This is a genomic window from Hyphomicrobium sp., from assembly GCF_019744875.1.
Taxonomy (GTDB): Bacteria; Pseudomonadota; Alphaproteobacteria; order Rhizobiales; family Hyphomicrobiaceae; genus Hyphomicrobium_C.
In genome coordinates, this window is the sequence record NZ_JAIETU010000006.1 from 249,286 (window position 1) to 276,133 (window position 26,848).

General features: G+C 64.2%; 25 protein-coding genes. 9 read left to right on the plus strand and 16 right to left on the minus strand.

What is annotated here, in order from left to right; genetic code table 11:
• Positions 1–91 precede the first annotated feature (91 nt).
• The 8 genes from K2Y42_RS16370 to K2Y42_RS16405 all read left to right on the plus strand — a co-directional run bounded on the left by K2Y42_RS16370 (position 92) and on the right by K2Y42_RS16405 (position 9,813).
• Positions 92–1,015 carry a flagellin gene (locus K2Y42_RS16370; protein ID WP_291154415.1) on the plus strand — a complete coding sequence of 308 codons (924 nt, stop codon included), beginning with the start codon at positions 92–94 and terminating at the stop codon, positions 1,013–1,015.
• A gap of 322 nt (positions 1,016–1,337) precedes the next feature.
• A complete protein-coding gene (locus tag K2Y42_RS16375; RefSeq protein ID WP_291154417.1) occupies positions 1,338–2,261 on the plus strand; it encodes a flagellin in 924 nt (307 codons plus the stop codon).
• A 140-nt stretch (positions 2,262–2,401) separates the two neighbouring features.
• A complete protein-coding gene (locus tag K2Y42_RS16380; protein WP_291154419.1) occupies positions 2,402–3,331 on the plus strand; it encodes a flagellin in 930 nt (309 codons plus the stop codon).
• Between the two features lie 204 nt (positions 3,332–3,535).
• The gene (gene fliF, locus K2Y42_RS16385) at positions 3,536–5,233 is read left to right on the plus strand and encodes a flagellar basal-body MS-ring/collar protein FliF (protein ID WP_291154421.1); all 1,698 of its coding nucleotides are present in this window, start codon (positions 3,536–3,538) and stop codon (positions 5,231–5,233) included.
• On the plus strand, positions 5,230–5,835 hold the full coding sequence (locus K2Y42_RS16390; RefSeq protein WP_291154423.1) for a hypothetical protein: 606 nt from the start codon (positions 5,230–5,232) through the stop codon (positions 5,833–5,835). The genes fliF and K2Y42_RS16390 overlap by 4 nt, the downstream gene beginning before the upstream one ends.
• A complete protein-coding gene (locus tag K2Y42_RS16395; protein WP_291154424.1) occupies positions 5,832–7,037 on the plus strand; it encodes a MotB family protein in 1,206 nt (401 codons plus the stop codon). Before K2Y42_RS16390 ends, K2Y42_RS16395 begins: the two co-directional genes overlap by 4 nt.
• Complete coding sequence (locus tag K2Y42_RS16400) at positions 7,034–8,353, plus strand: hypothetical protein (RefSeq protein ID WP_291154426.1); 1,320 nt, start codon at positions 7,034–7,036, stop codon at positions 8,351–8,353. The genes K2Y42_RS16395 and K2Y42_RS16400 overlap by 4 nt, the downstream gene beginning before the upstream one ends.
• Complete coding sequence (locus K2Y42_RS16405; RefSeq protein ID WP_291154428.1) at positions 8,350–9,813, plus strand: flagellar hook-length control protein FliK; 1,464 nt, start codon at positions 8,350–8,352, stop codon at positions 9,811–9,813. Before K2Y42_RS16400 ends, K2Y42_RS16405 begins: the two co-directional genes overlap by 4 nt.
• 393 nt (positions 9,814–10,206) lie before the next feature.
• Here the strand turns inward: K2Y42_RS16405 and K2Y42_RS16410 are convergent, their stop codons facing one another.
• Both K2Y42_RS16410 and K2Y42_RS16415 read right to left on the minus strand, forming a co-directional pair.
• The gene (locus tag K2Y42_RS16410) at positions 10,207–10,407 is read right to left on the minus strand and encodes a hypothetical protein (RefSeq protein WP_291154430.1); all 201 of its coding nucleotides are present in this window, start codon (positions 10,405–10,407) and stop codon (positions 10,207–10,209) included.
• A gap of 330 nt (positions 10,408–10,737) precedes the next feature.
• Entirely contained in the window at positions 10,738–11,010 is a 273-nt protein-coding gene (locus K2Y42_RS16415) for a hypothetical protein (RefSeq protein ID WP_291154433.1), read from the minus strand.
• A 189-nt stretch (positions 11,011–11,199) separates the two neighbouring features.
• On the opposite strand from K2Y42_RS16415, the gene K2Y42_RS16420 reads away from it, so the two are divergent.
• On the plus strand, positions 11,200–11,994 hold the full coding sequence (locus K2Y42_RS16420; protein ID WP_291154435.1) for a glycoside hydrolase family protein: 795 nt from the start codon (positions 11,200–11,202) through the stop codon (positions 11,992–11,994).
• Between the two features lie 38 nt (positions 11,995–12,032).
• On the opposite strand, the gene K2Y42_RS16425 is transcribed toward K2Y42_RS16420, so the two are convergent.
• From K2Y42_RS16425 to K2Y42_RS16490, 14 genes are all read right to left on the minus strand, one after another.
• Complete coding sequence (locus K2Y42_RS16425) at positions 12,033–12,965, minus strand: protein-glutamate O-methyltransferase CheR (RefSeq protein ID WP_291154437.1); 933 nt, start codon at positions 12,963–12,965, stop codon at positions 12,033–12,035.
• Positions 12,966–13,047: 82 nt separating this feature from the next.
• Positions 13,048–13,413 (minus strand): response regulator, encoded by a 366-nt coding sequence (locus K2Y42_RS16430; RefSeq protein WP_291154439.1) that lies wholly within the window; start codon positions 13,411–13,413, stop codon positions 13,048–13,050.
• A gap of 32 nt (positions 13,414–13,445) precedes the next feature.
• A complete protein-coding gene (locus tag K2Y42_RS16435) occupies positions 13,446–13,919 on the minus strand; it encodes a chemotaxis protein CheW (RefSeq protein ID WP_291154441.1) in 474 nt (157 codons plus the stop codon).
• The gene (locus K2Y42_RS16440) at positions 13,916–16,561 is read right to left on the minus strand and encodes a chemotaxis protein CheA (RefSeq protein ID WP_291154443.1); all 2,646 of its coding nucleotides are present in this window, start codon (positions 16,559–16,561) and stop codon (positions 13,916–13,918) included. The genes K2Y42_RS16435 and K2Y42_RS16440 overlap by 4 nt, the downstream gene beginning before the upstream one ends.
• Positions 16,562–16,596: 35 nt before the next feature.
• Positions 16,597–17,124, minus strand: coding sequence for a hypothetical protein (locus K2Y42_RS16445; RefSeq protein WP_291154445.1), 528 nt, complete (start codon positions 17,122–17,124; stop codon positions 16,597–16,599).
• A 179-nt stretch (positions 17,125–17,303) separates the two neighbouring features.
• Positions 17,304–18,266: a flagellar motor switch protein FliM gene (locus K2Y42_RS16450; protein WP_291154447.1), complete on the minus strand. Its 963-nt coding sequence runs from the start codon at positions 18,264–18,266 to the stop codon at positions 17,304–17,306.
• Entirely contained in the window at positions 18,266–19,291 is a 1,026-nt protein-coding gene (locus tag K2Y42_RS16455; RefSeq protein ID WP_291154449.1) for a FliG C-terminal domain-containing protein, read from the minus strand. Before K2Y42_RS16455 ends, K2Y42_RS16450 begins: the two co-directional genes overlap by 1 nt.
• A 234-nt stretch (positions 19,292–19,525) precedes the next feature.
• Positions 19,526–20,113 carry a L,D-transpeptidase gene (locus tag K2Y42_RS16460; protein ID WP_291154451.1) on the minus strand — a complete coding sequence of 196 codons (588 nt, stop codon included), beginning with the start codon at positions 20,111–20,113 and terminating at the stop codon, positions 19,526–19,528.
• A 190-nt stretch (positions 20,114–20,303) separates the two neighbouring features.
• Positions 20,304–20,759: a DUF4186 domain-containing protein gene (locus tag K2Y42_RS16465; RefSeq protein WP_291154453.1), complete on the minus strand. Its 456-nt coding sequence runs from the start codon at positions 20,757–20,759 to the stop codon at positions 20,304–20,306.
• Entirely contained in the window at positions 20,759–22,615 is a 1,857-nt protein-coding gene (locus K2Y42_RS16470; protein ID WP_291154455.1) for a tetratricopeptide repeat protein, read from the minus strand. Before K2Y42_RS16470 ends, K2Y42_RS16465 begins: the two co-directional genes overlap by 1 nt.
• 139 nt (positions 22,616–22,754) lie before the next feature.
• Positions 22,755–23,297 (minus strand): hypothetical protein, encoded by a 543-nt coding sequence (locus K2Y42_RS16475; protein ID WP_291154457.1) that lies wholly within the window; start codon positions 23,295–23,297, stop codon positions 22,755–22,757.
• Between the two features lie 88 nt (positions 23,298–23,385).
• Entirely contained in the window at positions 23,386–23,670 is a 285-nt protein-coding gene (locus K2Y42_RS16480) for a hypothetical protein (protein WP_291154460.1), read from the minus strand.
• 163 nt (positions 23,671–23,833) lie between these two features.
• On the minus strand, positions 23,834–25,465 hold the full coding sequence (locus K2Y42_RS16485) for a GTPase (protein WP_291154465.1): 1,632 nt from the start codon (positions 25,463–25,465) through the stop codon (positions 23,834–23,836).
• The gene (locus K2Y42_RS16490) at positions 25,462–26,781 is read right to left on the minus strand and encodes a DUF697 domain-containing protein (protein WP_291154481.1); all 1,320 of its coding nucleotides are present in this window, start codon (positions 26,779–26,781) and stop codon (positions 25,462–25,464) included. The genes K2Y42_RS16485 and K2Y42_RS16490 overlap by 4 nt, the downstream gene beginning before the upstream one ends.
• Between the last annotated feature and the right edge of the window lie 67 nt (positions 26,782–26,848).

Consider the following 26,848-nt stretch of genomic DNA (forward strand, 5'->3'; position numbering starts at 1 on the left):
AGGTAGAGTTCGGGGGAGGACCCTAAGCGCGATGCCGCAGTGTAAAAAGGGGCCGTGTCTCGGTTCCGGTTGCGTAGCGTAAAGGTGTAAAATGAGTAGTCTCAATACGAACATCGCGGCCATGACCGCGTTGCAGGCGCTTCGTTCTACGAACGCCGACATGCTTCAGACGCAGAACCGGATCTCGACCGGCTTGCGCGTTTCCAATGCCTCCGACAATGCCGCCTATTGGTCGATCGCCACCACCATGCGCTCGGATCGCCAGGCGCTGTCTACCGTTTCCGACGCGCTCGGCCTCGGCTCGGCGACCGTCGACATCGCTTCGAAGGGCGTCGATAGCGCCATCTCCGTCGCAAGCAAGATCAAAGACAAGCTCGTGGCTGCCCGCCAGCCCGGCGTTGATCGTTCCAAGATCCAGGCAGAAATCTCCGAGCTGCAGTCGTCCCTCACGGACGTCGTGGCAGGCGCTACGTTCTCCGGCCAGAACTGGCTGCAGGGTGACAGCACCGGCACCACGAGCCGCACGCTCGTCTCGTCGTTCTCGCGCGACAGCACCGGCGCCGTAAACATCGGCACGATTACTGTCGACACGGGCGCTACGGGCTCGATGCTCATCGATACGTCGGGCGGCGGCGCCGGCATTCTCGATACCGACCGCTCGGTCAGCAACGGCGCCGACTACACGGTGCTCAACCTCGACATCAGCACGATGACCGACTCCGCCAACGACCTCGAAGACCTCGAGGACATGATCTCGGGCGTCGACTCTGCGATCTCGGCCATGACGGATGCAGGCTCGCGCCTCGGCGCCGTCAAGACGCGCGTCAACCTGCAGAAGGATTTCGCAGAGACGCTGATGAGCGCTATCGACACGGGCATTGGCGCCCTGGTCGATGCGGACATGAACGAAGAATCGACGCGTCTGCAGGCTCTGCAGGTTCGCTCGCAGCTCGGCGTTCAGGCTCTCGGCCTGGCCAACCAGTCTGCCCAGCAGATCCTCTCGCTCTTCAGATAGTCCTCCCCTTCAAGCCCCTTCTCGCCATTATCGAAAGGCCGCGCCCGTCCCCCGGGTGCGGCCTTTTAATTTTTTTGATTGGCCGTCTGTTCGCCACCTGTGGCGAATTATTCCCGATTAAAATGTATTTTTATCAATGTGTTGTCGCGTCAATCTGATGTGTTCTTTGAGGCGTTTTGCCGGTCCGGTCCGGGGCGCGGAGTGGCCAATACGGGCCCTTCGGACAGTTTTGAAGCACGGTTTAACGGTTCAGTAAGCACGCTTCACTATTTTCGATCCGGACAGCCCGACTTGGGGAGCGGGATCGGAAAAGGAACACACGATGGCGAGCCTTCTTACGAATATTGCAGCGATGACCGCGCTGCAGGCGTTGAACCAGACGAACAAGGAGACCCTCACGGTTCAGAACCGTGTTGCTACGGGTCTTCGCGTTGCTGATGCTTCTGACAACGCTGCGTACTGGTCGATCGCGACCACGATGCGGTCTGACCGCCAGGCACTCTCGACGGTTACGGACGCCCTTGGCCTCGGTGCCGCGACGGTGGACGTCGCCAACCAGGGCATGGAAGGCGCGATCAAGATCGCAAGCGACGTAAAGGCGAAGCTTGTCGCCGCCCGTCAGCCGGGTGTCGACCGCGCAAAGATCCAGTCTGAAATTTCCCAGCTTCAGGAATCGCTCTCGAGCGTCGTGGAAACCGCGACCTTCTCGGGACAGAACTGGCTGGCAGTCGATAGCACCTCCACGCTGCAGCGGACCCTGGTGTCCTCGTTCTCTCGTGATGGCACGGGCGCTATTTCGATCGGCACCATTGAAGTCGACATCGGCGCTACCGGCTCGATGCTTGTCGATACCAGCGGCGGCGGCCAGGGCATCCTGGACTCGGATCGCTCGGTCACGAACGGCGCGGACTACACGGTTCTGACGCTCGACATCAGCACGCTGACGAACGACGCGACCGATCTCGAAGACCTCGAGGACATGATCTCGGGTGTCGACGCAGCCATCACGGCGATGACGAACTCTGCGACCGGCCTCGGCGCCGTCAAGAGCCGCGTCGACCTCCAGAAGGACTTCGCCAAGAGCCTGATGGACGCCATCGACACGGGCGTCGGCCAGCTCGTCGACGCCGACATGAACGAGGAAAGCACGCGCTTGCAGGCTCTGCAGGTCCGTTCGCAGCTCGGCATCCAGGCCCTCGGAATGGCCAACCAGTCTGCCCAGCAGATCCTGAGGCTCTTCCAGTAAGCCTCAGACTTCGCTCTCCAATTTCTGAAGCGTCAGCCGCGCCCTTCGCCAGGGTCGCGGCTTTCGCCGTTTACGTCCCGCAACCCCCACACAAGGTTCAGATCTAAGAATGAATCACGAATCGGTAATGGGGCTCCGGCATGAGCAGCTTAAACACAAATATCGCGGCCATGACCGCGCTGCAGACCCTGAACCAAACCAACAAGGAAATGTTGGTTACACAAAACCGCATTTCCACGGGCTTGCGAGTTAAGGACGCCTCCGACAACGCAGCCTACTGGTCGATCGCGACGACGATGCGAAGCGACAACATGTCGGTTTCGACGGTGCAGGATGCTCTCGGACTTGGTGCTGCAACGGCCGACGTCGCGGTCACGTCCATGAACAACGCCATCGAGGCGGTCAGCAAGATCAAGGCGAAGCTGGTGGCTGCACGCGCGCCCGGCCTGGACCGCGCCAAGATCCAGAGTGAAATTTCCGCGCTTCAAACGGAGCTGCGCAGCACGGCCGAATCAGCGGTGTTCTCCGGCGAGAACTGGTTGAACGTCGATTCCGACGGGCCCCTGAGCAAGACGATTGTCGCATCGTTCTCGCGCGACAGCACGGGCGCCATCACGATCGGCACCATCGAGGTGGACGTCGGTCCGACGGGCACGATGTTGTTCGACACATCGGGCAACAACCTCGGTGTGCTCGATCTCGAACGCACGACGACCGGTACGGCCATCACCTACAGCGTGGCGACACTCGATATCTCGGCCATCACGGACGATGCGACGGAGCTGCTCGACCTCGAGGACATGATCCGGGGCGTCGACGACGCGCTCGGCCAAATGACCGATGCGGCGACGGTGCTTGGCGCTGCCAAGTCGCGCATCAGCTTGCAGAAGGACTTCGTCAGCAAGCTCATCCAGTCCATCGATACCGGTATCGGCCAGCTGGTCGATGCGGAAATGAACGAAGAATCGACGCGGTTGCAGGCCCTCCAGGTTCGCCAGCAGCTCGGCGTGCAGGCGCTCGGCATCGCCAACCAGTCGGCGCAGCAGATCCTCAGACTGTTCCAGAGCTAATAATAAGAAGACGCCCCCCGCTTTCGGGCCGGAGCCCATCACCCCGCGCCCATCAAGGCCACGCCCCCCTGCCCCGGCGTGGCCTTTTCTTTTTCGGGCGTGCCGGCGCCGCCTACGGGCTCTTCGCAATTCCCGCGCAAGCTTACACCGCCAGACTCCGTTCGGCAGTATTTCCAATAAGGCGCGCAAGGGGTTGAGCCGGCAATGATCGGACTCGAACAACTGGAGAAAATCTGGGGCAATCTTCTTGCCCTCGGCGGCCGGCGTCTGGCCGCACTCGGCATCGTGGGCGTGGCTGTCTTCGCGGCCGTGGGCTTCGGAAGCTATTACCTCAGCCGTACGGATTTCGAGACGCTCTACTCGGGCCTCACCGCGCAGGATGTCAGCCGCATCGGCGCTGCCCTCAACGAAGCCGGCATTCGTTTCGACGTGAACTCGGAAGGGACCAAGGTCATGGTCCGCCGCGAGGAGACGGCGCACGCGCGGGCGCTGCTGGCCGAGAAGGGCTTGCCGGCTGCCTCCAACGGCGGCTACGAGCTGTTCGACAAGCTCGGCCCGATCGGCCTCACGTCGTTCATGCAGGAAGTGACGATCAAGCGCGCCCTCGAGGGTGAGCTCGAACGCACCGTGCTGGCCATGAAGGGCGTCAAGTCGGCTCGCGTACTGATCACGCTGCCGGAGACCGGCTCGTTCCGTCGCGGCCGCCAGCAGGCGCAGGCCTCCGTGACAATCAAGACCGAGTCGCCCTCGGACAGCTCGACGGCACGCGCCATTCGCCATCTCGTGGCAGCCGCCGTGCCCGGACTTACGATCGACGAGATCAGCGTGCTCAACACCGATGGTACGGTGCTGGCCGCGGCGGGCGACGCAAGCTCGATGGCCTCCAGCCGCAAGCTGGATCTCGAGCGTGAAGTGGGCAAGGACCTGACCGACAAGGTCAGAAAGACGCTTACTCCTTCGATGGGCGTCGAGAACTTCGAGGTCAGCATCGCGGCGCGCGTCGACATCGACAAGCGCATGACGAACGAGACGAACTTCGATCCCGACTCCAAGGTCGAGCGGTCGCTGCGCGTCGTCAAGGAGTCGGCGAACCAGCAGGATACGTCGAGCAAGTCGCCGGTCGGTGTGGAGCAGAACGTTCCCGACCAGGCCGCGGGCGGATCAGGTGGCGATCTATCGAAGAAGTCGAACGAGCGCCGCGAGGATCTCACCAACTACGAGCTCAACTCCAAGACTGTCGCGACGACGAGCGAAGGCTACAGGATCGAGAACATCACGGTCGCCGTGGTGCTCAACCGGAAGCGGATCCTGGAGACGCTCGGAGATTCCGCAACGCCCGAGCTGATCCAGGCGAAGGTCAAAGAGATCGAAAAGACGGTGATTGCTTCGGCCGGTATCAATACCACGCGAGGCGACCAGATCAGCGTGACTGTCGAGGAGTTCGTCGAGAGCGCACGCGCCGGCGACGGCTTCGACACGGCCAATCTCACGGCTCCGCTCATCGGTCTGGCAACGGGCCTGATCAAGGCCATCACGGTGCTCGGCCTGGTGTTCATTGTCGTGACCTTCGGTCTGCGGCCGCTGACGCGCGTGCTGGTCGACCAGCGCGAGGCGCAGGTAGCGGGCGGAGCGCTGGCAACGGAAGGCGGCGTGACCGGCACGACCGTGGACGATGGATCGCTGCTGACGGCCAGCGACGACGAAGCCGCGCGGATCGCAGCGGATTCGGCTGCGACCGCAGAGCTGCTCGGCATCAAGGAACAGCGCGAGCCGAACCTCATCGCCGATATCACAAGCGATGTGATGCGCCTCTCGCAGCGCAGGCTTGAGCAGATGGTGGCGCTCGATGAAGAGCAGGCCGCCATGATCCTCAAGCAGTGGATGAGAGAGCGGGCGGCATGACGAATACGCTGCCCGTCGCCTACTATCTCAGCGATGTCGACGGCGACTCTCCGCGGCGCGGGCCGAATGGACTGTCGCCGTTCGGCAGTGCGTCCGAAATCGAGGCGCGCATCGCGGATGCACACGCGCGTGGCGTTCTCGAAGGCCAGGCGGCCGCGCAGGTCGCAAGCGAAGCTGCACTTTCTCGCCAAATCGCGGACGCTGCACAATCCCTCAAGAAAGAGCGCCAGCGCTGGTCCGAGACCGAGGGCGCACGTCTTTCCGCACTCATGACGGACGCCATGGGCGATCTTGAGCGGCGCATCGCGGATCAGGTCGCGCGGTGCCTCAAGCAGGTGATGGACGAGGGCGTTCGCCTGCGGGCCATTGCGCAGCTTTCGGCGACGCTCGATGAGTTGCTGCGCAAGGGCGAGTACACGGCGATCTCGATCACCGGTCCCGATGACCTTCTCGACGTCATGCGGGCACGCCTGGATGGCGACTATCCGCGTCTGACCTTCATCCCGGCCGAGGGCACCGATCTCGTCGTCAGCGCCGATGAAACCATTCTCGAGACCCGGATTGCAGCCTGGTCTGCGGCGATCCACGGAGAGGCCGCATGAGCGACGCGCAAGTCCCGCATGAAGTCGTCATTGTCCGTCGCCGCGGTGGCGACGGCGACGACGGCCATCACGGCGGCGCGTGGAAGATCGCGTTCGCGGATCTGATGACCGCGATGATGGCGTTCTTCCTCGTGATGTGGCTGCTGAATGTGTCCGACAAGGAGAAAATTCAGCAGATCGCGACCTACTTCAATCCGTTGAAGCTCAACGCCAAGCGCCCGACGATCAAGGGTGTGGAAGACGAGCAGGATACGGAAAAGTCTGCGCCGGCCACGATCGGGCCGGCCGACAAAGGTGCGGACGTCAGCACGGTCGACGACAAGGACAAACATCAGGGCGCCTCGAAGCCGGGTGGTGATGGAGACCTGCCGGACGGAGTTGCTCACAAGGCCGAGGAAGAGCTGTTCAACGATCCCTACGGCGTGCTTTCGCGGCTGGCGCTGAAGGCTTCGACCGAAGACGATGACGCCAAGGGCGCCGAAAGCGACAATGTGCTGCCGGGCGGCGACGCCTACACCAATCCGTTCGAGCCGTTTGCCGACCGGTCGATCCCGCAGCCGTCGAAAGAAGAGCCGCCGATTGCGCTCGAGCATTCCGGCTCGCAGCCGACGGCGCCGGGACTTGAAAAACCGCTCGTTGTCGATCCGGAAGGTGTCGAGGACGTGCCGGCCGATGCCAATCTCGCCGCCAAGCCTGAACAGCCCGGCACCGCGACGGATCCGGAGGCGGAAAAGGGCAAACGCGACGCCGAAGCGCTCGAAGCGGAGCTGATGAAGCAGCTTCAGGGTGTGGCCGCCGACAAGAAGCCGTCCATCGACGTCGAAAAGGTCGACGGCGGGATCATGATCAGTCTCACCGACGATTTCCGTTTCGGTATGTTCGCCAGCGCCTCGGCGGAACCGAGGCCGGAACTCGTCGTCGTGATGGAGAAGGTTGCCAAGGTGCTGGCAGCCCGTGACGGCCAGATCGTCGTGCGTGGCCACACCGACGCGCGCAAGTTCCGCACCGAGCGCAACAACAACTGGCGCCTCTCGATGGATCGAGCGCAGATGGCCTACTACATGCTCGCGCGCGGCGGCATCGATGAAAAGCGCTTCGAGAGCATCGAGGGCTTCGCCGATCGCAAGCTCAAGATCCCGTCCGATCCGAACGCAGCGGAGAACCGCCGCATCGAAATCATGCTCAAGGTGCCGAAGTCGTGACGCGGGGCGCGCTCCTCTCTCTGATGCTTGCGGCCGTGGCGATGTTCGCCGCGGCCGATGGCGCGTTTTCGGCCGGCGATCACCATGCGCCGGCGGCGGATGCGCCGAAGGACGCCGAAGCGGACAAGGCGCACGGAGAGAAAGCCGACAAGGGTCACGGCGAGAAAGCTGAGAAGGACGGAGAGGCCGAAGGGGAAGCCGCGGCCGAGCCGGAGGTTCCGCTGTGGTCCGAGGTGCCGGCGGTCGAGCTTGAAAAGCAGCCGTACGTTCTGGTCCGTGCTTTGCGCGCGATCCAAGACGAGATTGCTGGAGGCAGCCTCGAAGCGCATGAGCGCCAACGCCGCGTGATGCGCGACATGAGCCAGCAGATGCGCGCGCTGCCGACCGTCGTCTGGGACGACGTGCGGAACGTCAGAGCTGCCATCTTCTTCGTGTTGAGCGGTGGCGATCCATCCGTGCTGAAGCTCGTGATCGGGCGCGAGAAGACGCCGCATATCGAGCGGCGGCTGGTCAAGGGTGCACTTGCTTACGGTGAAGGCCGGCTCGTCGATGCGCTGGCTTTGATGCAAAAAATGGAAGGCCGCCAGCTCGATCCCTCGCTCGGCGGCATGGTGGCGTTGATCCAGGGAACGCTGACGGCGAAGAAGGATACGCAGAAGGCGCTCGTGTACTTCAACGAGGCGCGGCTGCTGGCGCCTGGAACGCTGGTCGAGGAATCGGCGCTGCGCCAGCAGATCATGATTTTGGCGCGGGATGGCGAGGTCGAGAAGTTCGATCTGCTCGCCTCGCAGTATTCGCGGCGGTTTCCGCGCTCGCTGTTTGCGCGCAATTTCCGGCAGCAGTTTTTCGCCGGTGTGGCGCGGCAAGGTTTCAAGCGCGCGTCCGAATGGATTTCGCGGACCGAAACGGAGCTGAAGAAGGTGCCGGTTTCGGAGCGCGCGGGGCTTTATCTCGCAATCGCCGAGGAGGCGCTGAAGGTCGGCAACATCGGCATGGCGCAATTCGCGGCGGGCAAGGCGCGGGAGCTTTCCACCGCGGGCAGCCGCACGCTGCAGCGTGCCACGCTTTACGAGGGCGCGGCGATGGTGGCGACGGCAGATTTTGAAAAGGGTCAGGCGCTGCTCGCGTCCATCGACGTGCCCAAGCTCGGCATGTCGGACCGGCAGGTGCTCGAGTCCGCTCGCAGCGTGGCCAGGGCTGTCGGGCGGTGGCCTGAAACCAGCGCGGCGCCCAACGAGCCGGCGACGGAAGCTGTCGGGCGCGCGGAAACGCTGCTGTCTCAAGTCGATTCACTTCTAGAAGGAGCTTCGCAGTGACGGCGACGCAAGCTTTGACATCGGGAATGCCCGTTGCCTCGCCCCAGTCCGGGCCTTCCGACACAGCAGCGGACGAAGGTGACGCGTCGTTCGGCCATGCGCTCGAACAGGTTTTTCTTTCCGCGCTCGACGCGTTGAAGGGCGGGGCGAACGGCGGCAAGTTCCTGGGCAGCGGGTCCGGCGAAGACGGCGAGCGGGACAGTGACAGTCTGCGCGACACGGGGCTGACGACGGATCGCGCGAGCCCGGTCAACGTCGTGCTGGCGGCGCTTCAATCGTCATCGGGCAGCGCGGATGCCGCGACTGCCGGTGCGCAGGAGGCGGGCCTTTCGATGCCGGGTCAGGTTACTGACGGCGAAAGCGAATTCGATGCGGGGCAGTTGCTCGATGCGCTGAGCACGGATGCCACGCGCGGCGCTCGGGGCGCGAATGCGGGCGCCGAGTTTACGGAGAATACGACGCTCAGGGTGCTGCGCCGCGAGACGCATCTGGCCGTTGTGCGGGCGCCCGTCAATGTTGCGGAGACGCTGGGCAGCTTAAGCGAAGCGACCGTTGCTGGTTCGGACGCAGCGTCCCTGCAAGCGGCCGCCGCGGCAGGACAGCGGGATGCTTCCTTGGCGCCGGGCACTGCGGAAGGCTCTCCGCTCGGCGCCGCGATGGCGCGTTCGCCGGGCGAGACCGCGCAGATGCGGCGTGATGCGGCGACCGCTCAAGCGGATGCGCGGGCTGCCGACGCGTCTGAGCAGACGGGTGTTGCGAGCAGCTTCACGTTCGAGGAGGCCTCGCGCCAGAGCGCCGACCAGCAGGCGAGTGGCGACGGGCGAGGCGCGAGAGGTGAGCGGGATCCGAGCTCGCAGACGACGAGCCCGGTTTCCATCGGGCTCGATGGAACGCGGACGCAGGCCGTTCGCGATGCGTCGGGCGACATCGTTTATGAAACTCCGGCCGAGCAGATTTTCTCCGAACTGCGCACCGAGCTCGATGCCGAGCAGGTCATGCAGACCTCCACCGACGGCGCCAAGAAGGTTCTTCACCTCGAGCTCAAGCCTGCGAGCCTCGGCAGCGTGACGGTTCGCATTGCGCTCAAGGACAATGTCGTGACGCTGCATCTCGAAGCGCAGCGCAGCGATACGCTTGCGGCGATCGAGCGCGATCGCGATGCATTGGCCGGCGCGCTGAAGTCGGCCGGCTATGCGGTCGATTCCATCACGTCATCGGTGCAGACCGATGGCGGACGCCTCAACGGCCTCGTGGCGGCCGCGGCCGACGCCAATCCGACCGCGCCGCAGGGCAATCCTCAAGGATCGTTCGCCCAGAGCTCCGGCGATGGGTCGGCGAGCTCGTTCGGCCAGGGTGGGTCAGGCCAGCGGATGGGCGAAAATCATGATGAACGCCATTCGGATCGCGCTAGCGAGCGCAGCCGGGTATCCGCCGGCGGGGCGGATGGGTTATACGTCTAGTCACTTCAGGTGAGTGACTGTCGCAAGAGTTCAGTATGAGCGTTGTTCTTTTTTCGTCTGGTCCAAGAGCGGCGAGAGCGATGGCAACCACAACTACAGGACTACTCGGGCCTTACCGGCTCGCTTACGACGACATCAACAGCACCATTCCGCGCGTGGCGCCGGGTGCCTTCGTGTTGGGACACAAAGGTCCGGACGGGCGCTTCTACGTCGACTATGTCGGGCGCGCCGATCACGACGTGCGCGACAAGCTGTTGCAGATGATCGGATCGGGCAACCTGTTCAAGTACAGGTGCTCGACCACCATGGAAGCCGCATTCCATGCTGAATGCGAGCTATTCCATGATTTCCAGCCGCCGGGAAACCGGATGCATCCCGACCGCCCTTCAGGGACTAATTGGGAATGTCCGAGGTGTCGTTTTTTCCGGCTTCAAGGGCGAGCATAGCCATCATGTCGCTCAGCGCGGCCTGATAGCCGTGATGCCAGTAGGCGCGCTCCGGCGTGTGCGCATCGAGATGGCGCTGGTCCACGTCCGTGTAGGGGGCTTCCTCGTCCAGCCACTCGCGGATGTTGTCGCGGCGCTGACGGAGCATGTTCACATTCGATTTCTGCAACATATTGACGACCCTGACCCTGCAATTTCTTTTTGCTCTCCGCTTTCATGCGGGAGTCTCACCTTTGTACAGGGCCGCTGTTGAGGTCGACTTAGGCGGGGCCGGAAAAGTTGCTTCAAATTTTAGCGGGTCTTTTGTCCGAGAATGAAACGCTTAGCCGGGTTTCATTAAGAACCGCGCGTGTCATCGTGGACCTTGCCGTGGATGACACCCGAGCCTGAGAGGATCATGCTGGCGGGCTTGATCAGCGGTGTCGCGCGCGCGGCCGTGCAGCCTTCCCAAGCCTGGCAAACCCGCTCAAAGCGGCGATCAGTGGACTTCCGGCAGGATGTCGCTGAGGCGGCGTGCGCCGGGGGACCGCTTGGGTGCGGCAGCGGGGGGCGCGCTCTTTTCAACGATCTCGGTCGCCAAGCGGCGAAGCCAGCCGTCGATGGTGGGATCGGGATTGCGGCCGGCCGCTACGTCGCTTGCGACGGCGTTGGCGAGGGCGCGTGCGAGCGTTGCGGCGCGGTTTTCACCGAGCGGACGGGACAGCTCGCCGAGAGCCTGGATACGAGCGCGAAGGTTAGCTGATACTTGCATGGTTGCACCAAACGAAGACATATCCGTTCTACGCAACTGCCGTGCCAAGGCTCAGACGGAGCCCTGTTTGGAAAAAAAGGACCGGCGGTCCGGTGGACATGACCGGCGGGGCCGAGCCTCGAAATCCGGGTCAGCTTTACGCAAGGGCCTCGCGTTAACAAGGCTGGTCAGAGGCTGAAGAACCCTGCCATGCACAGCTTTTACCTGAATGCGATCCGCAACTTCGAGGGCTACACTCCGCAGGCCCAGTGGGACTACGCCCAGTTCTCGAACGGATACGGCACCAAGGCGCTCTACGCGGGCGAAAAGATCGATCGTGCGGAGGCGGAGCGCCGGTTCCACGCCGAGGTCGCGTCTGCGCGCTCCATTGTCGACAAGGCCGCACCTCACGTTGACGAGGGCACGAAGGCCGCGCTGACGTCGCTCACATACAACGCGGGCACATCCTGGATCGACAGCGGTCTGGGTGACGCCGTGCGCCGTGGCGATCTCGATTCAGCGCGCGAGATCTTTCAGAAGTACAACAAGGCAGGCGGCGAGGTTCTGCCCGGCCTTCAGATGCGGCGATCGCAAGAGGCTCTCTGGATCGGCAATCCGGGCGCTGTAACCGGCGAGCCTGCCGCTGCGGTAACTGAGACCGCGAGCGCGGCGCTGCCGCCTGTCGTGGTCGAGCGGGACCAGGGCGCCTTTAAACTTGCCGAGGTCATCCAGCGGCGCGCAGCCCAGGCGGCGCAACGTGCCGAAGCGCCGGTCGAGACGGCATCGTCATCGGCACCGCAAACGCGCGGCGAAACGATCGAGCGCATCATGGCGTCGGGCACGCTCGGCAGCGTGGCGAACGAATCTCTTATTGCTCTCATCGGAGTGGATCAAGCCGGCCCCGGCGGCATCTCCGATTTTGCGCGCCTGGCACAACTCGGGCGGGGCAGCGAACTGGCGAAGCCCGACAAGGACCGCCAAAACAGCGAAACGCGGCGGGTCTGACCGCCGCGTTTGCATTTGTCTTCTCAATCTGACGTCGACTAGCCCGCGGTGCGCATCCGTGAGGCCTGCATCGCGGACGCGGCGAAGCTGGTCGGCAGCGTTGCCGGAGCCGGCGAGGGAGCGGGCGAGGTCGCGCGGGGTGAGGCCGCAGCCGGTGCCGGAGCGCCGTTGCGCATGAAGATTCCGCGATGCTCGGAATGGCCGACGAGATCCGTCTTGAGGCCGATCAAGCTTTCCGATGCGCCGAGCGTCAGGAAGCCGTCCGGCGCGAGGATGCGCGTCATGCGGCCGAGGATGTCCATCTTGCGCGCGGCGTCGAAGTAGATCAGCACGTTGCGGCAAAAGATGATGTCGAAGCGGCCGAGCGACGTGTAGTCGGCCAGCAGGTTCATCTGGCGGAACTGCACCTTGGAGCGCATCGCTTCCGAGATCTGCCAGCTGTCGCCGATCTGGTTGAAGTTGCGAAGCAGCATCGGGGTCGGCAGGCCGCGCTGGACTTCGAACTGCGAGTAGATGCCCTTGCGCGCCTTGTCGAGCACCTGCTCGGAGAGGTCGGTGCCAAGAATCTCGATCTTCCAGCCGGGCATGCGCGCGGCGTTCTCGTCGAGGATCATGGCGAGCGAGTAGGCTTCCTGTCCGGTCGAGGCCGCGGCCGACCAGATGCGGAGGCGCTTTTCGTTCTGCCGCTTGGCGATCATCGCCGGCAACATGACGTTGCGGAACTGATCGAAGGGGGACTTGTCGCGGAAGAAGTAGGTTTCGTTGATCGTCATCGCTTCGATGACGTCCTTGGCCAACTTCGGCGACTGGTTCTTCTGGAGGATGAGCACCAGCTCATCGAGGCCCGATAGTTTCTCGCGCCGCACGATCGGCATGACGCGGCTTTCCACCAGGTACTTCTTGCTCTGTTCCATCACGAGGCCGGAGGAACGGCGCAAGTATTCGCAAAGGGCGTCAAATGCTTGTGACATGCTACGCATCACCAAAAAGAGTTGGGCAGTCGTCGAGAGATCGGTGCGGAGCGCATTTCAGCGCACAGCCGGGCGAAGGACCCTAGACCATTCCGATCTGCTCGAGCTTCGTGCGGATAATTTCTTGGTCAAATGGCTTCATGATGTACTCGGTGGCGCCAGCCTCGAGTGCAGCCATGATCTTTTCGCGGGTGTTTTCCGTGGTGCAGAAGACCACCTGGGGCTCGTCGCCGTGCGGCATCTTGCGGAGCTTGGTCAGGAACTCCAGGCCGCTCATGACCGGCATGTTCCAGTCCAGCAGAATGAGTTCCGGAAGCGCGACCTGGCACTGCTCGAGAGCGTGTGCACCGTCTTTTGCTTCAGAGACCTGGAAACCCATGTTGTCCAGGATCTGCTTGGCAATTTTGCGAATGAAGGCGGAATCATCCACCACGAGCGCGGTCTTCATTTGTACTAACCCTTTTTACTCACGGCTACACGTCAGTTGGCAAAGTCGAAGAGGGCTCCGATGTTGAGAGCGGGGATGAGGAGATTTCCGACTTTGTAGAGACCCGCCATGAAGCGGGAACGGGCAGGATCGAAATGGGCGGGGATCTGCACCTTCATCGAGGCGTCGAGGGTGAGCACGTCGCCCACCTCGTCCACGATCAGGGCGAAGTTCTCGCCTTTGTGCTCGATGCCGATGGCGAGCGAGTTCTGCAGCTCGTCGACCGGAATGCCGAGACGGCGACGCAGGCTCACGGCCGTCACGATGCGACCACGCAGGTTGACGAGGCCGACGATATCGGCAGGGCCGAGCGGGATCGGCGTCACGCTGGTGATGCGGAAGATGGTCTGGGTGTGCAGGACCGAGAGACCGAAGGCTTCTCCACCGGCGAAGACCGTGAAGTAGCTTTCTTCGCCCGCGGTCGGGACGTCGGACGCGGCCGGGATGGCGAGGGCTGCGCTGCTCATGCGGCGATTTCCATGTTTGAGGTCTTGGCGTCGGCGGCCGCGTCCAGCGTGTAGGCCAGCGTTTCGATCAGTTGCTGACGATCATGCCGGCTCAACAGGGCTGCCAAGCCGCCTTCGGTCGCGATCCGCGTGGTGCGATTGGTCGGGTTCTTGCTGACGCCGATGAGAGGCACGAGGCTGGCATTCGCGCGGTCCTTGAGGGCGCGCTGGAACGACGGAAGGGCGAAGACCGGGGCGTCTGCATCGACGATCACGGCATCGAAGGACGAGACCTGTTGCAGGAACTCGTTCGGATCGGCCGGGATGGACGAGGCGACCAGGCTATAGCCGCACGCCGAGATGGCCGGGCAGAGCAGATCGCGCAGCACCTGCTCGTCGGCAGCGAACAGCACGCGCTGGGGCGTGGAGTTGCCGCGTGCCGGCGGGTCGGCCATGCGGATGAAGTGCGAGACGTCGATCAGCTCGACAGCTTCGCCGCGGATCTCGGCCGAGCCGATCAGCTCGGAGTTGGCGCTGGTGAGCTGGATTTCGAGCTTTTCTTCGAGGATGTCCACGATCTCGTCGGCCATGAGGCCGATGGAGCGGGTTTCCGTCGCTACGACGAGCACCGGATAAGCCGAGCGCGACATGTCGATCTCGTGGGAGATCGGAACGATCGGCATCAGGCGGCCCTGCAGCAGGACCATCATGCGGCCGTCGGAACTTTCGATACGGCTCGTTTCGACCATTTCGATGCGCGAGACGAGCGAGAGCGGCAGGACTTTCGGCGCGCCGCTGCCGGCGCGGAACATGACGAGGCGGCGGCGTTCGAGCGCGCCCTGGTCGCGGGCCTGCTCGCGCTTCTTGTCGGTCGATTTCTCGATGCCGAGATTGGCGCCGATGCCGGCCGGGTCGAGGATCAGGACGACGGAGCCGTCGCCGAGGATCGTGTGGCCGCTGAAGACCTTGAGATGCGACAGCGACGCGCTCAACGGCTTGACGACGATTTCCTGAATGTCGGCGACGCCGTCGACGATGATGCAGAACGATTCCGTGCCGACGCGCATGACAACAGCCAGCTTGTCGTTCGTGTCGTCATCCGCGCCCGAGTTGAGGCCGACGACGTTGCGCAGCTCAACGGCCGGGATCACCTCTTCGCGCAGCTTCAGCACGAGTGCGTGCTGCACGTTCTGGATGAGATCCTTGTAGTTCTTGCCAAGGCTGACGGCTTCCACGACGGACGTCTGCGGAAGGGCGAAGCGCTGGCCGGCGACCTCGATGATCAGCGCGGGCGCGATCGCGAGCGTCAGCGGGATGCGCATCGAGAAGCGGCTGCCGCGTCCTTCGACGGACGACAGCGAAACGGAGCCGCCGATGGCTTCGATGTTGGAGCGGACGACGTCCATGCCGACGCCGCGTCCGGAAACGTTGGACACGACCTGGGCCGTGGAGAAGCCGGCCTCGAAGATGTAGCGGTAGATTTCCTCGTTGCTCATCGCGCGAAGCTCTTGCTCCGTCGCGAGGCCCTGGGCCAGAATCTTCTGCTTGATGCGCTCGGTGTCGAGGCCCTTGCCGTCGTCGGCGATGTCGATCGTGATCTGGCCGGCTTCATGAGCGGCCGAGACGCGGATCTCGCCGCGCTCGGGCTTGCCCTTGGCGATGCGCTCGTCGGGGCGCTCGATGCCATGGTCGGCGCAGTTGCGGATGAGATGCGTCAGCGGATCGCGGATGACTTCGATAAGCTGGCGATCGAGCTCGGTGTCGGCGCCTTCGGTGATGAGATCGATGCTCTTGCCAAGGCTGGTCGACAGTTCGCGAACGAGGCGCGGCAGGTTTGCGTAGAGACGGCCGACGGGCTGCATGCGGGCGCGCATGACGGCGTCCTGCAGGTCGGAGGTCAGCGTCGAAAGATGCTGAAGGGGCGTTTTGATCGAGTCGTCTTCGCGGTGACGCGCCAGCTCGAGGAGCTGGTTGCGGGACAGCACGAGTTCCGACACGAGCTGCATCATGCGCTCGATGGTGTCGACGGAAACGCGGATCGATTCGCCGTTGCCGCCACCCTGGCCGCGCTGCTCTTTCGGCTGAGCGGATGCGGCTTCGGCCTTCGGCTGGGACTTCGGGGCTTCCGGCTGTGCGCTTGCGACCGGTGCTGGGGCTGCGGGAGCGGCCGGTGCGGCGACGGGCTCCGGCATCACCTGCTCGGGAGCTTCGGGTGCGGTGCTGACGGGGGCGGGTGCTTCGGCCTTCACGCTGGCTTCGGCGGCGGCAGCGGCTGCTGCTGCTTCCGAGCCCGCGGCATAGTAGGCCTCGAGCGCGTTGATGATCTCGCTGTCATCGGCCGGGGGTTCCGAGCCGTGCTTGCCGATGTCCTCGATGATCGTCTTGATGCGATCGATGGCCGCGAGGATGAGCGTGACGGAGTGCTGCGTCGGAGGAACGCCGTCGCGCAGCATGCCCATGACGGACTCGGCCGCGTGGCCGACGCGCTCAAGGCGTTCAAGACCAAGGAAACTCGACGTTCCCTTGATCGTGTGTACGAGACGGAAAATGCTGGCGATCAGCGAAGCATCCGAAGGGTTGCGCTCGAAATGCACAAGTTGCGTTTCGGCGCCCTCGATATGCTCGGTCGTTTCCGTGAGAAAGTCTCGGAGCAGCTCGTCCATAGGAAGTGTACCTCAGCGTCCGGTTTTGCAGGTCGTTACGCGACGCAAGGGATCAAGCGATCGGCCATGCCCTGGGGGCTTTCGGCCGGATTTTCTCTGCCGTTGTTGACGAGATCGGAGGCGCGGTTGAGGGCGCTGCGGATCGCGCACGAGGCGTTTTCGCAGAAGTCCGAGACGCGCGAAGGATCCAGCTCGCCGTCGGGGCTGCGATGGGCGCTGATGACGTCGATGCTGGCGGTGGCCATCGCGTTGACGCCGTCGATGATGCTTTCGAAGTCGCGACGGAACGATTCGTCGAGGCCTTCATAGATCTCAAGTGCACGGGCGCTGCCAGGCAGGAGCGACTTCGCGAAGTACTCGCGGTAGGTCACTGGCTTCCACTCCAGAAGCTCGTCGAGCATTTCAGGAAGGAGCGTGGGCAGGTTCTCGATCAGCAGGAGAACTTCGTTGAAATGATTCAGATAGTCGTTAGCGATGCCGGACGCAGGGTTGACCAGGCAGGCTGCGCGCTCTTCCAAGTCCTTCGCGGCGCCGGTTTCCACTGCTGCTTCGTTGATATCCATTGATTGCCGCCCGCGTTAAAGTTTCGTCCGCATGTGTGACGATACTTCCACGGCGTTGCCTAAAAATCGGTTACGAGCGCAGCAAGAAGTGCGGCTGCGGAAGAATTTATCGGAACCGTTGGGGCGGGACGGGCTGTGCCAGGTAGGGCGGGATGGGCCTTACCGGAGCCGGCCGCGCGTCAGGTGCCGCGGGCCGGAGAGTTCGAGATCAGGTCGGCGACCAGCTCTTTCTGCTTGTCGATGGGCTGTTCGACCACGAGGGCGAATTTGCTCTTCGACTGCGCGAGGCGGCACCAGAAGATGCGTTCGTCCTGGCATTCGAGCGCAATCAGGCTCTTCGGGTCGGCGTTCAAGCGCAGGATCTGGCCCGGTTCGAGCGCCGAAATCTGGCCCAGGGTCAGCTCCGGTCCTTCGAGCACGCCCTTGAGCAGCATGCTGGAGGATGCGAGGCCGTCCTGCATCTTCTTCTGCCACTCGGGATCGACGCTCGTGCCGTCGAGGGCGCGCTGGCGCTCCAGGAGCTTGCGGATCGGGTAGAGCGCGGACTGCGGGATGATCATGAACATGCGTCCGCCGTTATCCAGGATCTGGAACAGGATCTGGACGGCGATGACGGGGACGTCGGTCTGGCCGAGAATCTGGAAGTCGAGCTTGGTTTCGAGCTTTTCGATTTCCAGATCGACAGGTGTGATCGGGGTCAGGAGCTGCTCAAGCTCGGGGACGATGATGCTGAAGACGCTGCGGGCGAGGCGGGCTTCCAGAGACGTGAAGGGGCGGTCGGATTCGAAGGGCGGCATCGAGCCGTCGCCGCCGAACGCCGCGTCGATGAGGGAGAAGATGAAGCGCCGGTCCAAGCCGATGACAATGCGGCTATCCCATTGGCGGCAATAGTAAATTCCCGCAATGCTATCTTCGTAGGATTCGAGCACGTCCCACGAGTTGCCGCTCTCCATCTGGTTGACGAAGAACGACGAGGGGACGTTGCAATACTCGCGGAAGCGCTCGGACAGCGTTGTGACGAGCCGCTCCAGGACGCCCTTGAGGACGTGCAGCCGCTCCACTTCCAGCTTGGGAGGCTCCAGCAACTTGTCGGTGCCGGGCTGACCGCCGGACTGGCGGATTTCCGCGTACTCCTCCCGCATTATTCTTCCTCCGTAGACGCGATTTCGATGATGCCCTTCTCAAGCATCTCCATGGCAGCATCGGCGATGGCGCGGCGTGCCTTCTGAACTTCCTTGGCGGTGGCCTTCTTGCCGGTGGCCATTTCCTGCTCGATCATGCGGCGCGCACGGGCGGGGGTTGCCTCGAGGATCAGGTCGATCATGCGCGGCTCGGCACCCGAGAGTGCGGTGATCGTGCGGTCGGCCGGGATGCCGTCGAAGAGCGTGACGAGTGCAGGCTGCGACAGGCGCGCCAGGTCGTCGAAGGTGAACAGCAGGCCGCGCACGACCTCGGCTTCCTTCGGCCGGTGCTGGTCGAGATCGTTCAGGATCTCGTCCATCTGCTTGCGGTCCATCTTGTTGATGATGTCGGCAAGGCGAGCGTGAATGGTCGGCCCGGTGTTCTTGGCGCTCTTGTAGAGCAGCTCTTCCTTGACGGCGCCTTCGAGCAACTGGATCGGGCGTTCCAGCACGATCTTGATTGCAAGCATGCGGCGCATGATCTCGTTGCGCAGCGGTGTCGGCAACATCTTGAGAGCTGCTGCGGCGTAGGCCGGCGGCGTACGCGAAAGAACCAGTGCGGAGACCTGCGGGTGCTCCTTGGAGAGGTACTGCGCCGTCGACAGCTCGGGCACTTCGCCGAGCTTGATCCAGATCGATTGCAGGGACTTCGAGCGCACCTGGGACATGATCTCGGCGATCTGCTCAGCCGGCACGACGCCGCTGAGAAGCTGCTCGACCTCGTTGGCGGTCGCGATCAGATCGCCGCCGTTGCGCAGGCTCATCGCGAATTCTTCGATGAGGGCGTCGAGCACCGACTTGGAGACGGCGCCGAGGTCTGTCGCCGTCTGGGCGATCAGCTTGATGTCATCTTCGTCGAAGTGCTTGAGGAGGCGCGAGGCCACCTTCTTATCCATCGCCAGAAGCAGCGCGGCAACCTTCTTCGGGCCGGTCAGGATCTGCTCCTGCGGCTCCTCTTCTCGACTTATACGGCGTTCGGCTTGCACCTGGGTCTCGGTCGCTAGAGGGCCATTGCTGAAGGCGCAGCGCGCAGAATCGCGTCGGACGTTTCATCGTCGGGTCCTGCTCGCGCGGCGTCGTATCGGCGGCCACGCGCACGGGCGGAAACCCACGTGATTGTTCTGCGATTTGGCTTGAGCGAAGCTTGTGGAATGGCGGCTCCTGCAACTTGCGAGCGCGCTTCTTTTCCTATCTGTGGCCGGTTTTCGCGCGGGGCGGCTTTAGCTGAAGCGCTGCCAGGTAACGGTGACCTTGGTGCCGACGGGCACGCGCGGATAAAGGTCCAGCACGTCCTCGTTGTACATGCGGATGCAACCCTTAGAGACGGCCGTGCCGATGGTCCAGGGGGCATCGGTGCCGTGGATGCGGTAGGCCGACGATCCGAGATAGAGCGCGCGCACGCCCATCGGGTTCATGGGGTGGCCGCCGGGGACCCAACGCGGGAGGCGCGGGTTTTCCGCCAGCATGGTCGGCGTCGGCGTCCAGGATGGGTTGACCTGCTTGCTCGAGACGCTGGTCACGCCCTGCCAGCGGCTTTGCTCGCGCGGGACGGCGATCGGATAGCTGATCGCTTCGCCACGGCGGTGAATCCAATAGAGCTTCTTGTCGCCGAACGAGACGATGATCTGGCGCGGCTCGTACTTCTGGCTGAAGCCGATGACGGAGCGCGATCCTCCATCCCAGAGGAAGGAGAAGAGATCCTGCGCGGACGCGGTGGTCGGGATCATGGCTGCCGCCATGGCGATCGTGGCGGCCAGGGCGCCCAGCCAGCGCTTCGCGATTTCGCCCGTCGAACGCTCGATTTTCATCGTGTCCTCTCCCCCGTAGGTGGATGCCGCGAAGCGCTTTCTGCGCGTAGCGCTCAGAGTGGCGTCGAGACCTTAAACCTTCAAGCGCGTGTTATTCCCTAGAGTCTTTCCGGTTTTCTTCGGCTGCGAAGGGGCTCTAGCCGTTGATTTTCCGTGCTTCTTGGCGACTAGCCTGGACTGCACGGCTTCGCTATGGCCGGGTCTCATCTTCGCCAAGCACTCCCGTCAGGACCAATTGCAGCGGCGATTGTGGCAAAACTGCATCAGGCGACGGTGGATGTGCGTCTGCGCCGGCCGGCATCGCGGCGTCGAGCCATGTTTCGATGACGGAAAGCACATGAGCCTGCTCGGTCACCGAGAGCGCCCTGCCCATGCCGATCCCGTGCCATTTCTCCAGGCAGCCGCGGCAGCAGGTGGCCGTGGCGTGCTGGGCGATGAAGACCGGATGGCCGCGCATGGGCGTCTGCTTGCCGTCGTTGCTGGGGTGCGCCGGCCCGAGGCGGCTGGCGATGAAGCCGCGGGCGTGTTCGCGGACGGTCTCGCGGCCTTTGGTGCGCACGTAGATTCGATCTTTGGCGCCGAGTTTGAACCGCTGGCGAAACGTGGATTGCGACAGGAGATTCAGAACTTGGGCAATGTCCCGCATCAGGCCGCCTGCTGCTTGGCGCACCAGCGCTTCCACGCTGTCCGGTACAGCCGTTCCATGGCGCGCGTCAGGTCCGCGACGTCGCTCAGTTGAGACTGTTCGCAGCGCGTGCGCAGGCTGGCTCGCAGCTCGGCGAGCGCGGCGAGGTTCGCATTCGCCGCGACGCCTTTGGCCACGTATCCGGCATCGTCGCGCGCGACCCAATCGCCGAGACCCACGGCGTTGAGAAGGCTTTCGCCGAGCCGTCCGACCGGAGGGCGGTCTGCAAGCGTCAGAACCGGAGCGCCCATCCAGAGCGCTTCGAGCGATGTCGTGCCGGCGTTGTGTGGGAACGGATCGAGGGCGATGTCGATCTCGTTGTAGGCGGCAAGCACGGCGGGATGCGTCGGCGTATCGCCCAGGTCCAGCCGGTCGGGTGAGATGCCGAAGGTGGCAAAGCGTCTGCGGACATCATCCTGGGTGGCGGCCGCGCCGAACGGTTTGTTGTCGAGCCGTAGCCTGCTTCCCGGACAGGCGGCCAGCAACGCCGACCAGACCTCGATGACGCGGTCGTTGAGCCGGATCGGCCGGCCGAAGTAGCCGAACGTCATGTATCCGTTGCGCAGCGCTGGGAGCGGGCCGACGGCGGGCATGGTGGGCGGCGGTTCATAGGCGACGAACGGGCGGCCGAGATCGAACGGTGCTTCGCTGATGACGAGTTCCGAACCTTCGGGAAGCAAATGGCGGTCGGCGATCAGTCCGTCGATGGCGGTCAGTCCCGTCGTCGTGCCGGTGCCGATGACATAGGACATCTGGACGGGCGCCGGCTTGCGCGCGAACACGAGCTGCCGGTTGCCGGGTGAATGACCGGCGAGGTCGATCAGGATGTCGATGCCGTCGTCCGCGATCAGGGCGGCGAGGCGTTCGTCGGTCATGCCGATAGTCTGGCGCCATGTCGAGATCGCCTGGAACTTGCGGCTCGTGTCGTCGGCATTGCGGACATCGGCATAGCAATAGATGTCGAACGCGCTGGTGTCGTGGCGCGTCATCAACGGCAGCATGAAGACCGCGACGACGTGATTGCAAAGGTCGGGCGAGACGTAGCCGATGCGGAGCTGTCGTCCGGGATCGGGCGAATTGGCATGAGCGGCGGCGGGTGGCACATGGAGCGCGTAGGCGCGCTCATAGGCGGCGGACGCCTGGCGCAGGTCGGCGGCCGTCATGTGCGGATCGTAGGTCTGGCAAATCAGAAAGCTCGAATGCAGGTCCGCGTTCGGCTGCTTTGCGAGGGCCGTGCTGTAGACCTGCTTGGCTTCGGCGAAACGGCCGAGGTTGGCGAGCGTGCTGCCGAGGTTGCGGATGGCGGTGTGGTTCTCGCCGCGGGCGAGCGATGTGCGGTAGGAGACCGCGGCCTCGACGAGGCGGCCCTGGCGGAACTGGGCGTTGCCGAGCGTGACGTGCACCTCGACGGTATTGGCTCCGTTCGAAATGGCGCGAAGCGCCATGCTCTCCGCGGCCGCATAGCTGCCGAGGTCCATCAGAACGTTGGCGTAGTTCGCGGCGGCGTCGGCAAACTTGGCGTCGATGGCGAGTGCGCTCTGGTAGGCGGCAGATGCTTCCGCTAAGCGCCCGGTGGCGCGGTAGGCGGCGCCGAGGTTGTTCCAGGCGGCAAGCGTGGGCTCGACCGCGATTGACCTTTTCAAATGCGCGACGGCGCCGTCGTAGTCGCGCTTCTGATAGGCGAGGATGCCGAGCGCGAAGTCGGCGAGATGCGCATGCCTGCCGGCGCGCATCATGTCGTGCGCGAGCGCTTCGGCTGCTGCGCTGTGGCCTGCCTGCAAAAGCTGGAAGAGCCGGGCCGGGTCGTTGTCCGTCATCTGTCCCGATGCTGGCCGCTGATCGCTGCGGAAGCCGAATCAATCCGGCGTTCCGGCGCCAGTATCGACGAACGTGGCGGGCTCTGCCAGTGCGGGGTGGGGACGTGTCAGTGCGGGAGAAGGATGAGCGAGGGTCCGGCTAGGCGGCCGGGGAGTCCGGGTCGGCGCCCGCCGTTGCCATGTTCTGGGGAGCCAAATTCTGGGACACGTTGGCGAAGCGGGAGATGACGAAGCCGATCAGCGCGAGGATCAGAATTAGAGGCAAATTTTTCCCGACGCCGCGCGCGATGGCCGGGAGCGCCATAGGCGCGGACGAGGCCAGGAACGATCTGACTTCCGGCGTGAGCAGCGCCGACGCATCGAAGTTGGCTTCGAGCTGATCGGTCGCTGCCTCATCCGTTCCGCTGGCCATCTGCGCCGTCTCCGATGCGTCCTCCGCGGCGGTCTGGTGCGACCCGCTGCCGACGACGGCCATCAGGATCAGGCCGAGCGTGGCGAAACCCGCAGCCATGATCGCGCAGCCAATGACGGTGCCGTATATCTCAACGAGCATGGTCGTGATGGCGGCCGTCGCGAAGCCGGCCGCCACGAGGAGCGGCACGGCGACGATGGCGCGCCCGACATACTTGGCGACGACCTGATCGAGCGATTGCTCGGCGCGCCTTAGGAGCCCTTGGAACATCAAGCGCCACTCTCCTCAAACTCTGTCTCGTTGCGATCTGCCGTCTCGTCGCGATTTATCGGATCGCGCCTGCCGTCGTGCTTCGCAATCAGGCCTTCCAAAGCGCGCCGACGACGAAGCCGACGACGGCTGCAACGGCGAGCGTGGTCAACGGCTGGTCCTTCACCGACTTGTCGACGGCGGTTTTGAAATTCTCGGCGACGACCTGGATGTTCTCGGTGGCCACGCGGCTCTGATCGGCCACGTTGCGGACCGAGCGCTCGATCTGGTCGCTCGCCTTGTCGGCAAGATTGGTGGCCTTGTCGGCCAGTTCGTCCGCTGCGCGGCCGAAATCGCCACCGCGGGTCGTGGACGTCGAAGATGACTGTACCATGGGAGCTCCTGTGTATGGGCGTGTATGTGGGCGGCCTGCGTAGGGGTGGGCGGCCGAACCGGCCTGGGCAGTAAACGTCCACAATGCGGATTGGTTGCACGGCGTCGTTGTCAGTCGGAAACGCTGCTGTTTTGTGCCGCTGCTGCGTTGCAGTTCGAGTCTGTCAGCTCTTGCGGCCCGCTTGCGTCGGGGGGCGGGCGCCCGGCTTGAACGTGCCGGCGATCGTGCGCCCGGCATTGCTGGCCTGGGTCCAGAGCTGCTTCCAGCTCCAGCTTTCCTTGAGGTCATTCAGGCAGCGCAGAAGCTGGGCGCGGGTGGCTTCCGGCAGCGCTTCGGCGATCCTTTGCCAGAGTTGGTCGACGTTGTACGGCTTGGCCGGATCGCTCAGGCTGAGGGCAACCGCTTCGTCGGCATCGAAACCGAGGTCCTCGGCAGCGGCGGCGACCGCGGACCGAATGGTGCGCACCTTCTCGGACTCGCCCGTTGCGAGATCATAGGGCGGGTGCCATTCGTTGAACGGACGCAGCCGGTCGATGTGGGTTGCGACGAGAATGATCGGCGGGCGGCGGCGGTTGAGACGCGAGGCAAAATGCAACCGCACGCCTTCCAGCACGCGGCGGTCCGCTTCGCGGTCGGCCCGATTGACCGCAACCACCCACAGCACGAGGTCACAGTCGGCTGCTTTCTCGACGAGCTGATCCAGCATGCCGGGGTCCGAGCCGATGCCCGGGCTGTCGATAATGAATGCGGCGGGGAGGCCATCGCCCTGCAAAACGTAGGGCGTGAAGTTGGCGGTCGCGGGCAAGGCGTCGGTTGCGGCGCGTGCCTCGCGGGCGAGCGCGTTGATCAGGCTCGATTTGCCGGCGCTCACCTGGCCCGCCACAAGGATGCGCAGCGGCTCGGCTTGAACCTGCCCGATGGCTTCGTTGTCGGCGGCGCTATCGGCGGACACGTATCCGGCCAGCGCGCCGGACGACACCCTGAGACGTCGGCCGTAGAGGTCGATGGCCGCGCGGCCGATCTCGAGAATGTAGACCTCCATCAAGCGGCGCGAGATGGCGTCACGGCCCCACTGCACCATCGCTTTCGAAAGCTGCTCGCGCGCTTCCTGGGCCGCGGCGGTCGCCGGATTGATGAGGCGCACGACGCGCCAGACTTCATAAGCGCGCTCCGCGGTGTCGATTGCGCCGCGCCAGCGATAGAGCGCCAGGGCCTGAGCCACCGTCATGCGTTCGCCGAACGGAACGGTATCGAGCACAAACGTTCTCAGGCGGCGGCTGACGCGCTCGATGATGGCGAGCGCTTCGGGCGTGGTGAACTGCCAGAGCGGGTCTGTTCGCCCCGGGTGGAGCCGGTGCGCCACTGTCTCGATGGCTTCCTGGCCAAGCTTCAGGAGACTTTCCGGAGACGCGATGCGGTCGGGATCGCTTTTGGCGGCGAGCGCCTCGACATCACTCCAGGCCAGCTCCTCGGCCGGAGACCAGCTCAGGTCACGGGCGAGGGAGCCTGCCGTCGACGGCGTGGCGGAGGCGTCCGGGTCGTCGCGCTCGGAGGCGGCGGACTGCATGTCGGGCCGTGATGGCAGTAGGCGGCGCTGGACGAGGTAGACGATCGCCACCGCCGATAGCGCAAAGACGGTCCAGTGAATGAGATAGCCGTGCTGCCAAAGCCAGAGGCTGCCCAGCGGAATGAGCGACAGCGCGGGGATGAGCAGGCCGATGGTGATGAGGATCAAGGATGCGGTGCGCTGGGCGGGCCGCTTGCCACGTCGCTGGCCGTCGGCGGCTTTCGTCATGACCGCGACCCGTCCTGGCGCTCGCCCACTTTGCTCTCGCGTTCGCTCATCCGCTGCCGCTTGGCCATGCTGAAGGCGTCGCGCAAGGCGCGCTGGTAGGCTTCCGCGATTCCGCCCCGATCCATCGTGCCGAGGCGGCGGCCGTGAAGATAACGAACAGCGGCTTTTCCGAGCGCGTACGTGATCGCGAAACTTGCGGCGGCCGAGGCGGCGGCGCCTGCCGTCTGCCCGTAAACGGGCAGGAACTTCGCGAGCTGGCGCACGCCCAAACCGGTTGCAACGCGCGCCAGCGTGCCCGCGCCGATGGCGGCCGTCAGCTCCGCGTACGCGCGCTTGTCCCAGGTGATGCCGTAGTGCTGGCCGAGCTGGCTCAGCATGCGCGCCTGGATTGTCGTCGCTGCAATCGCGCCGGCAACCGGGATCGGGACAAGATCGCCGCCGGCTGCTGCCATGGCGTGGCCCATCACGATCGGATCCGCGGTGTGCTCACGTGGGTCCGTGCGAATGCCCGGCATGGCAGACAGCGCGGTGAGCAACGCGAACGGCGCCACCATCGCCAGGGCCTCGGTCAGCGCGTCGAGCCCGTAGTCGGCGGGCGGAAGGCCATCACCCGGATGCGTGAGGTCGACAGGCGCGAACAGCAGCGCGCCGCGTCCGGGAAGCTTGTCGAACATCGTGCGCTGGTAGGCGAGGCTGCGCATCAGATCGGGGGGAATGCGGGCGATGGCCTCGGGCGGCGCGTTCGGCTCGAACGGGTAGGGTTCAATGTGGCCGTCGCCGGTGGCATAGCCGTCGTGGAGGCTTGTTTGCGCGATGACGATCGGCCAGTCCGGATGGCGGGCGCGGACTTTCGACAGGGCTGCGAACAGCCCGTCCTGGTTTGAATCCATGGCTCGCATGGTTGCGAGAATGAGATGGGCGGCGCCTTCGCTGACTGCGAGGTCATCCGATGGGTCGTAGTTGGCTTCGCCGAGCCCGCGCGTGTCGAGGAAGCGGATGACGGGGGCTTCGCTCGGAAACGCGTAGATGCTGGATGTCTGCGTGCAGGCGCGGAAGCCGTTGCCAATCTCGGCATCGGTGCTCTGCGTGATGGCGCGGATGACCGAGGTTTTGCCGCTCTGGACTTTGCCGATCAGCCACACGACCGGCGCGTACGTCTGCGCGGTGGCTTCCGTCCATTCGGCGGAGCCGGCTTGCGCTTCGCCGTTTTTCTGGCCGGTATTCGTTTGAGCGTTGCCGGCCTGGGAGTTGCGTCGGCCTGCCCGGCCCGTCAAGCCGGGCAGCACGCCCTTCAGCGCTGCAGCCCACGTCGACATGAGAGCCCTCGGTCCAGGAATGTAAAAGCTACGCGTGAGAGACTAGGCATCGTGACGTAAAACGCGC

Bases quoted from the DNA above. Each gene is read 5' to 3' on its own strand.
- K2Y42_RS16370 (WP_291154415.1), top strand. From the start codon at position 92: ATGAGTAGTCTCAATACGAACATCGCGGCCATGACCGCGTTGCAGGCG.
- K2Y42_RS16375 (WP_291154417.1), top strand. From the start codon at position 1,338: ATGGCGAGCCTTCTTACGAATATTGCAGCGATGACCGCGCTGCAGGCG.
- K2Y42_RS16380 (WP_291154419.1), top strand. From the start codon at position 2,402: ATGAGCAGCTTAAACACAAATATCGCGGCCATGACCGCGCTGCAGACC.
- fliF (WP_291154421.1), top strand. From the start codon at position 3,536: ATGATCGGACTCGAACAACTGGAGAAAATCTGGGGCAATCTTCTTGCC.
- K2Y42_RS16390 (WP_291154423.1), top strand. From the start codon at position 5,230: ATGACGAATACGCTGCCCGTCGCCTACTATCTCAGCGATGTCGACGGC.
- K2Y42_RS16395 (WP_291154424.1), top strand. From the start codon at position 5,832: ATGAGCGACGCGCAAGTCCCGCATGAAGTCGTCATTGTCCGTCGCCGC.
- K2Y42_RS16410 (WP_291154430.1), bottom strand. From the start codon at position 10,407: ATGCTCCGTCAGCGCCGCGACAACATCCGCGAGTGGCTGGACGAGGAA.
- K2Y42_RS16415 (WP_291154433.1), bottom strand. From the start codon at position 11,010: ATGCAAGTATCAGCTAACCTTCGCGCTCGTATCCAGGCTCTCGGCGAG.
- K2Y42_RS16420 (WP_291154435.1), top strand. From the start codon at position 11,200: ATGCACAGCTTTTACCTGAATGCGATCCGCAACTTCGAGGGCTACACT.
- K2Y42_RS16425 (WP_291154437.1), bottom strand. From the start codon at position 12,965: ATGTCACAAGCATTTGACGCCCTTTGCGAATACTTGCGCCGTTCCTCC.
- K2Y42_RS16430 (WP_291154439.1), bottom strand. From the start codon at position 13,413: ATGAAGACCGCGCTCGTGGTGGATGATTCCGCCTTCATTCGCAAAATT.
- K2Y42_RS16435 (WP_291154441.1), bottom strand. From the start codon at position 13,919: ATGAGCAGCGCAGCCCTCGCCATCCCGGCCGCGTCCGACGTCCCGACC.
- K2Y42_RS16440 (WP_291154443.1), bottom strand. From the start codon at position 16,561: ATGGACGAGCTGCTCCGAGACTTTCTCACGGAAACGACCGAGCATATC.
- K2Y42_RS16445 (WP_291154445.1), bottom strand. From the start codon at position 17,124: ATGGATATCAACGAAGCAGCAGTGGAAACCGGCGCCGCGAAGGACTTG.
- K2Y42_RS16450 (WP_291154447.1), bottom strand. From the start codon at position 18,266: ATGCGGGAGGAGTACGCGGAAATCCGCCAGTCCGGCGGTCAGCCCGGC.
- K2Y42_RS16460 (WP_291154451.1), bottom strand. From the start codon at position 20,113: ATGAAAATCGAGCGTTCGACGGGCGAAATCGCGAAGCGCTGGCTGGGC.
- K2Y42_RS16465 (WP_291154453.1), bottom strand. From the start codon at position 20,759: ATGCGGGACATTGCCCAAGTTCTGAATCTCCTGTCGCAATCCACGTTT.
- K2Y42_RS16470 (WP_291154455.1), bottom strand. From the start codon at position 22,615: ATGACGGACAACGACCCGGCCCGGCTCTTCCAGCTTTTGCAGGCAGGC.
- K2Y42_RS16475 (WP_291154457.1), bottom strand. From the start codon at position 23,297: ATGTTCCAAGGGCTCCTAAGGCGCGCCGAGCAATCGCTCGATCAGGTC.
- K2Y42_RS16480 (WP_291154460.1), bottom strand. From the start codon at position 23,670: ATGGTACAGTCATCTTCGACGTCCACGACCCGCGGTGGCGATTTCGGC.
- K2Y42_RS16485 (WP_291154465.1), bottom strand. From the start codon at position 25,465: ATGACGAAAGCCGCCGACGGCCAGCGACGTGGCAAGCGGCCCGCCCAG.
- K2Y42_RS16490 (WP_291154481.1), bottom strand. From the start codon at position 26,781: ATGTCGACGTGGGCTGCAGCGCTGAAGGGCGTGCTGCCCGGCTTGACG.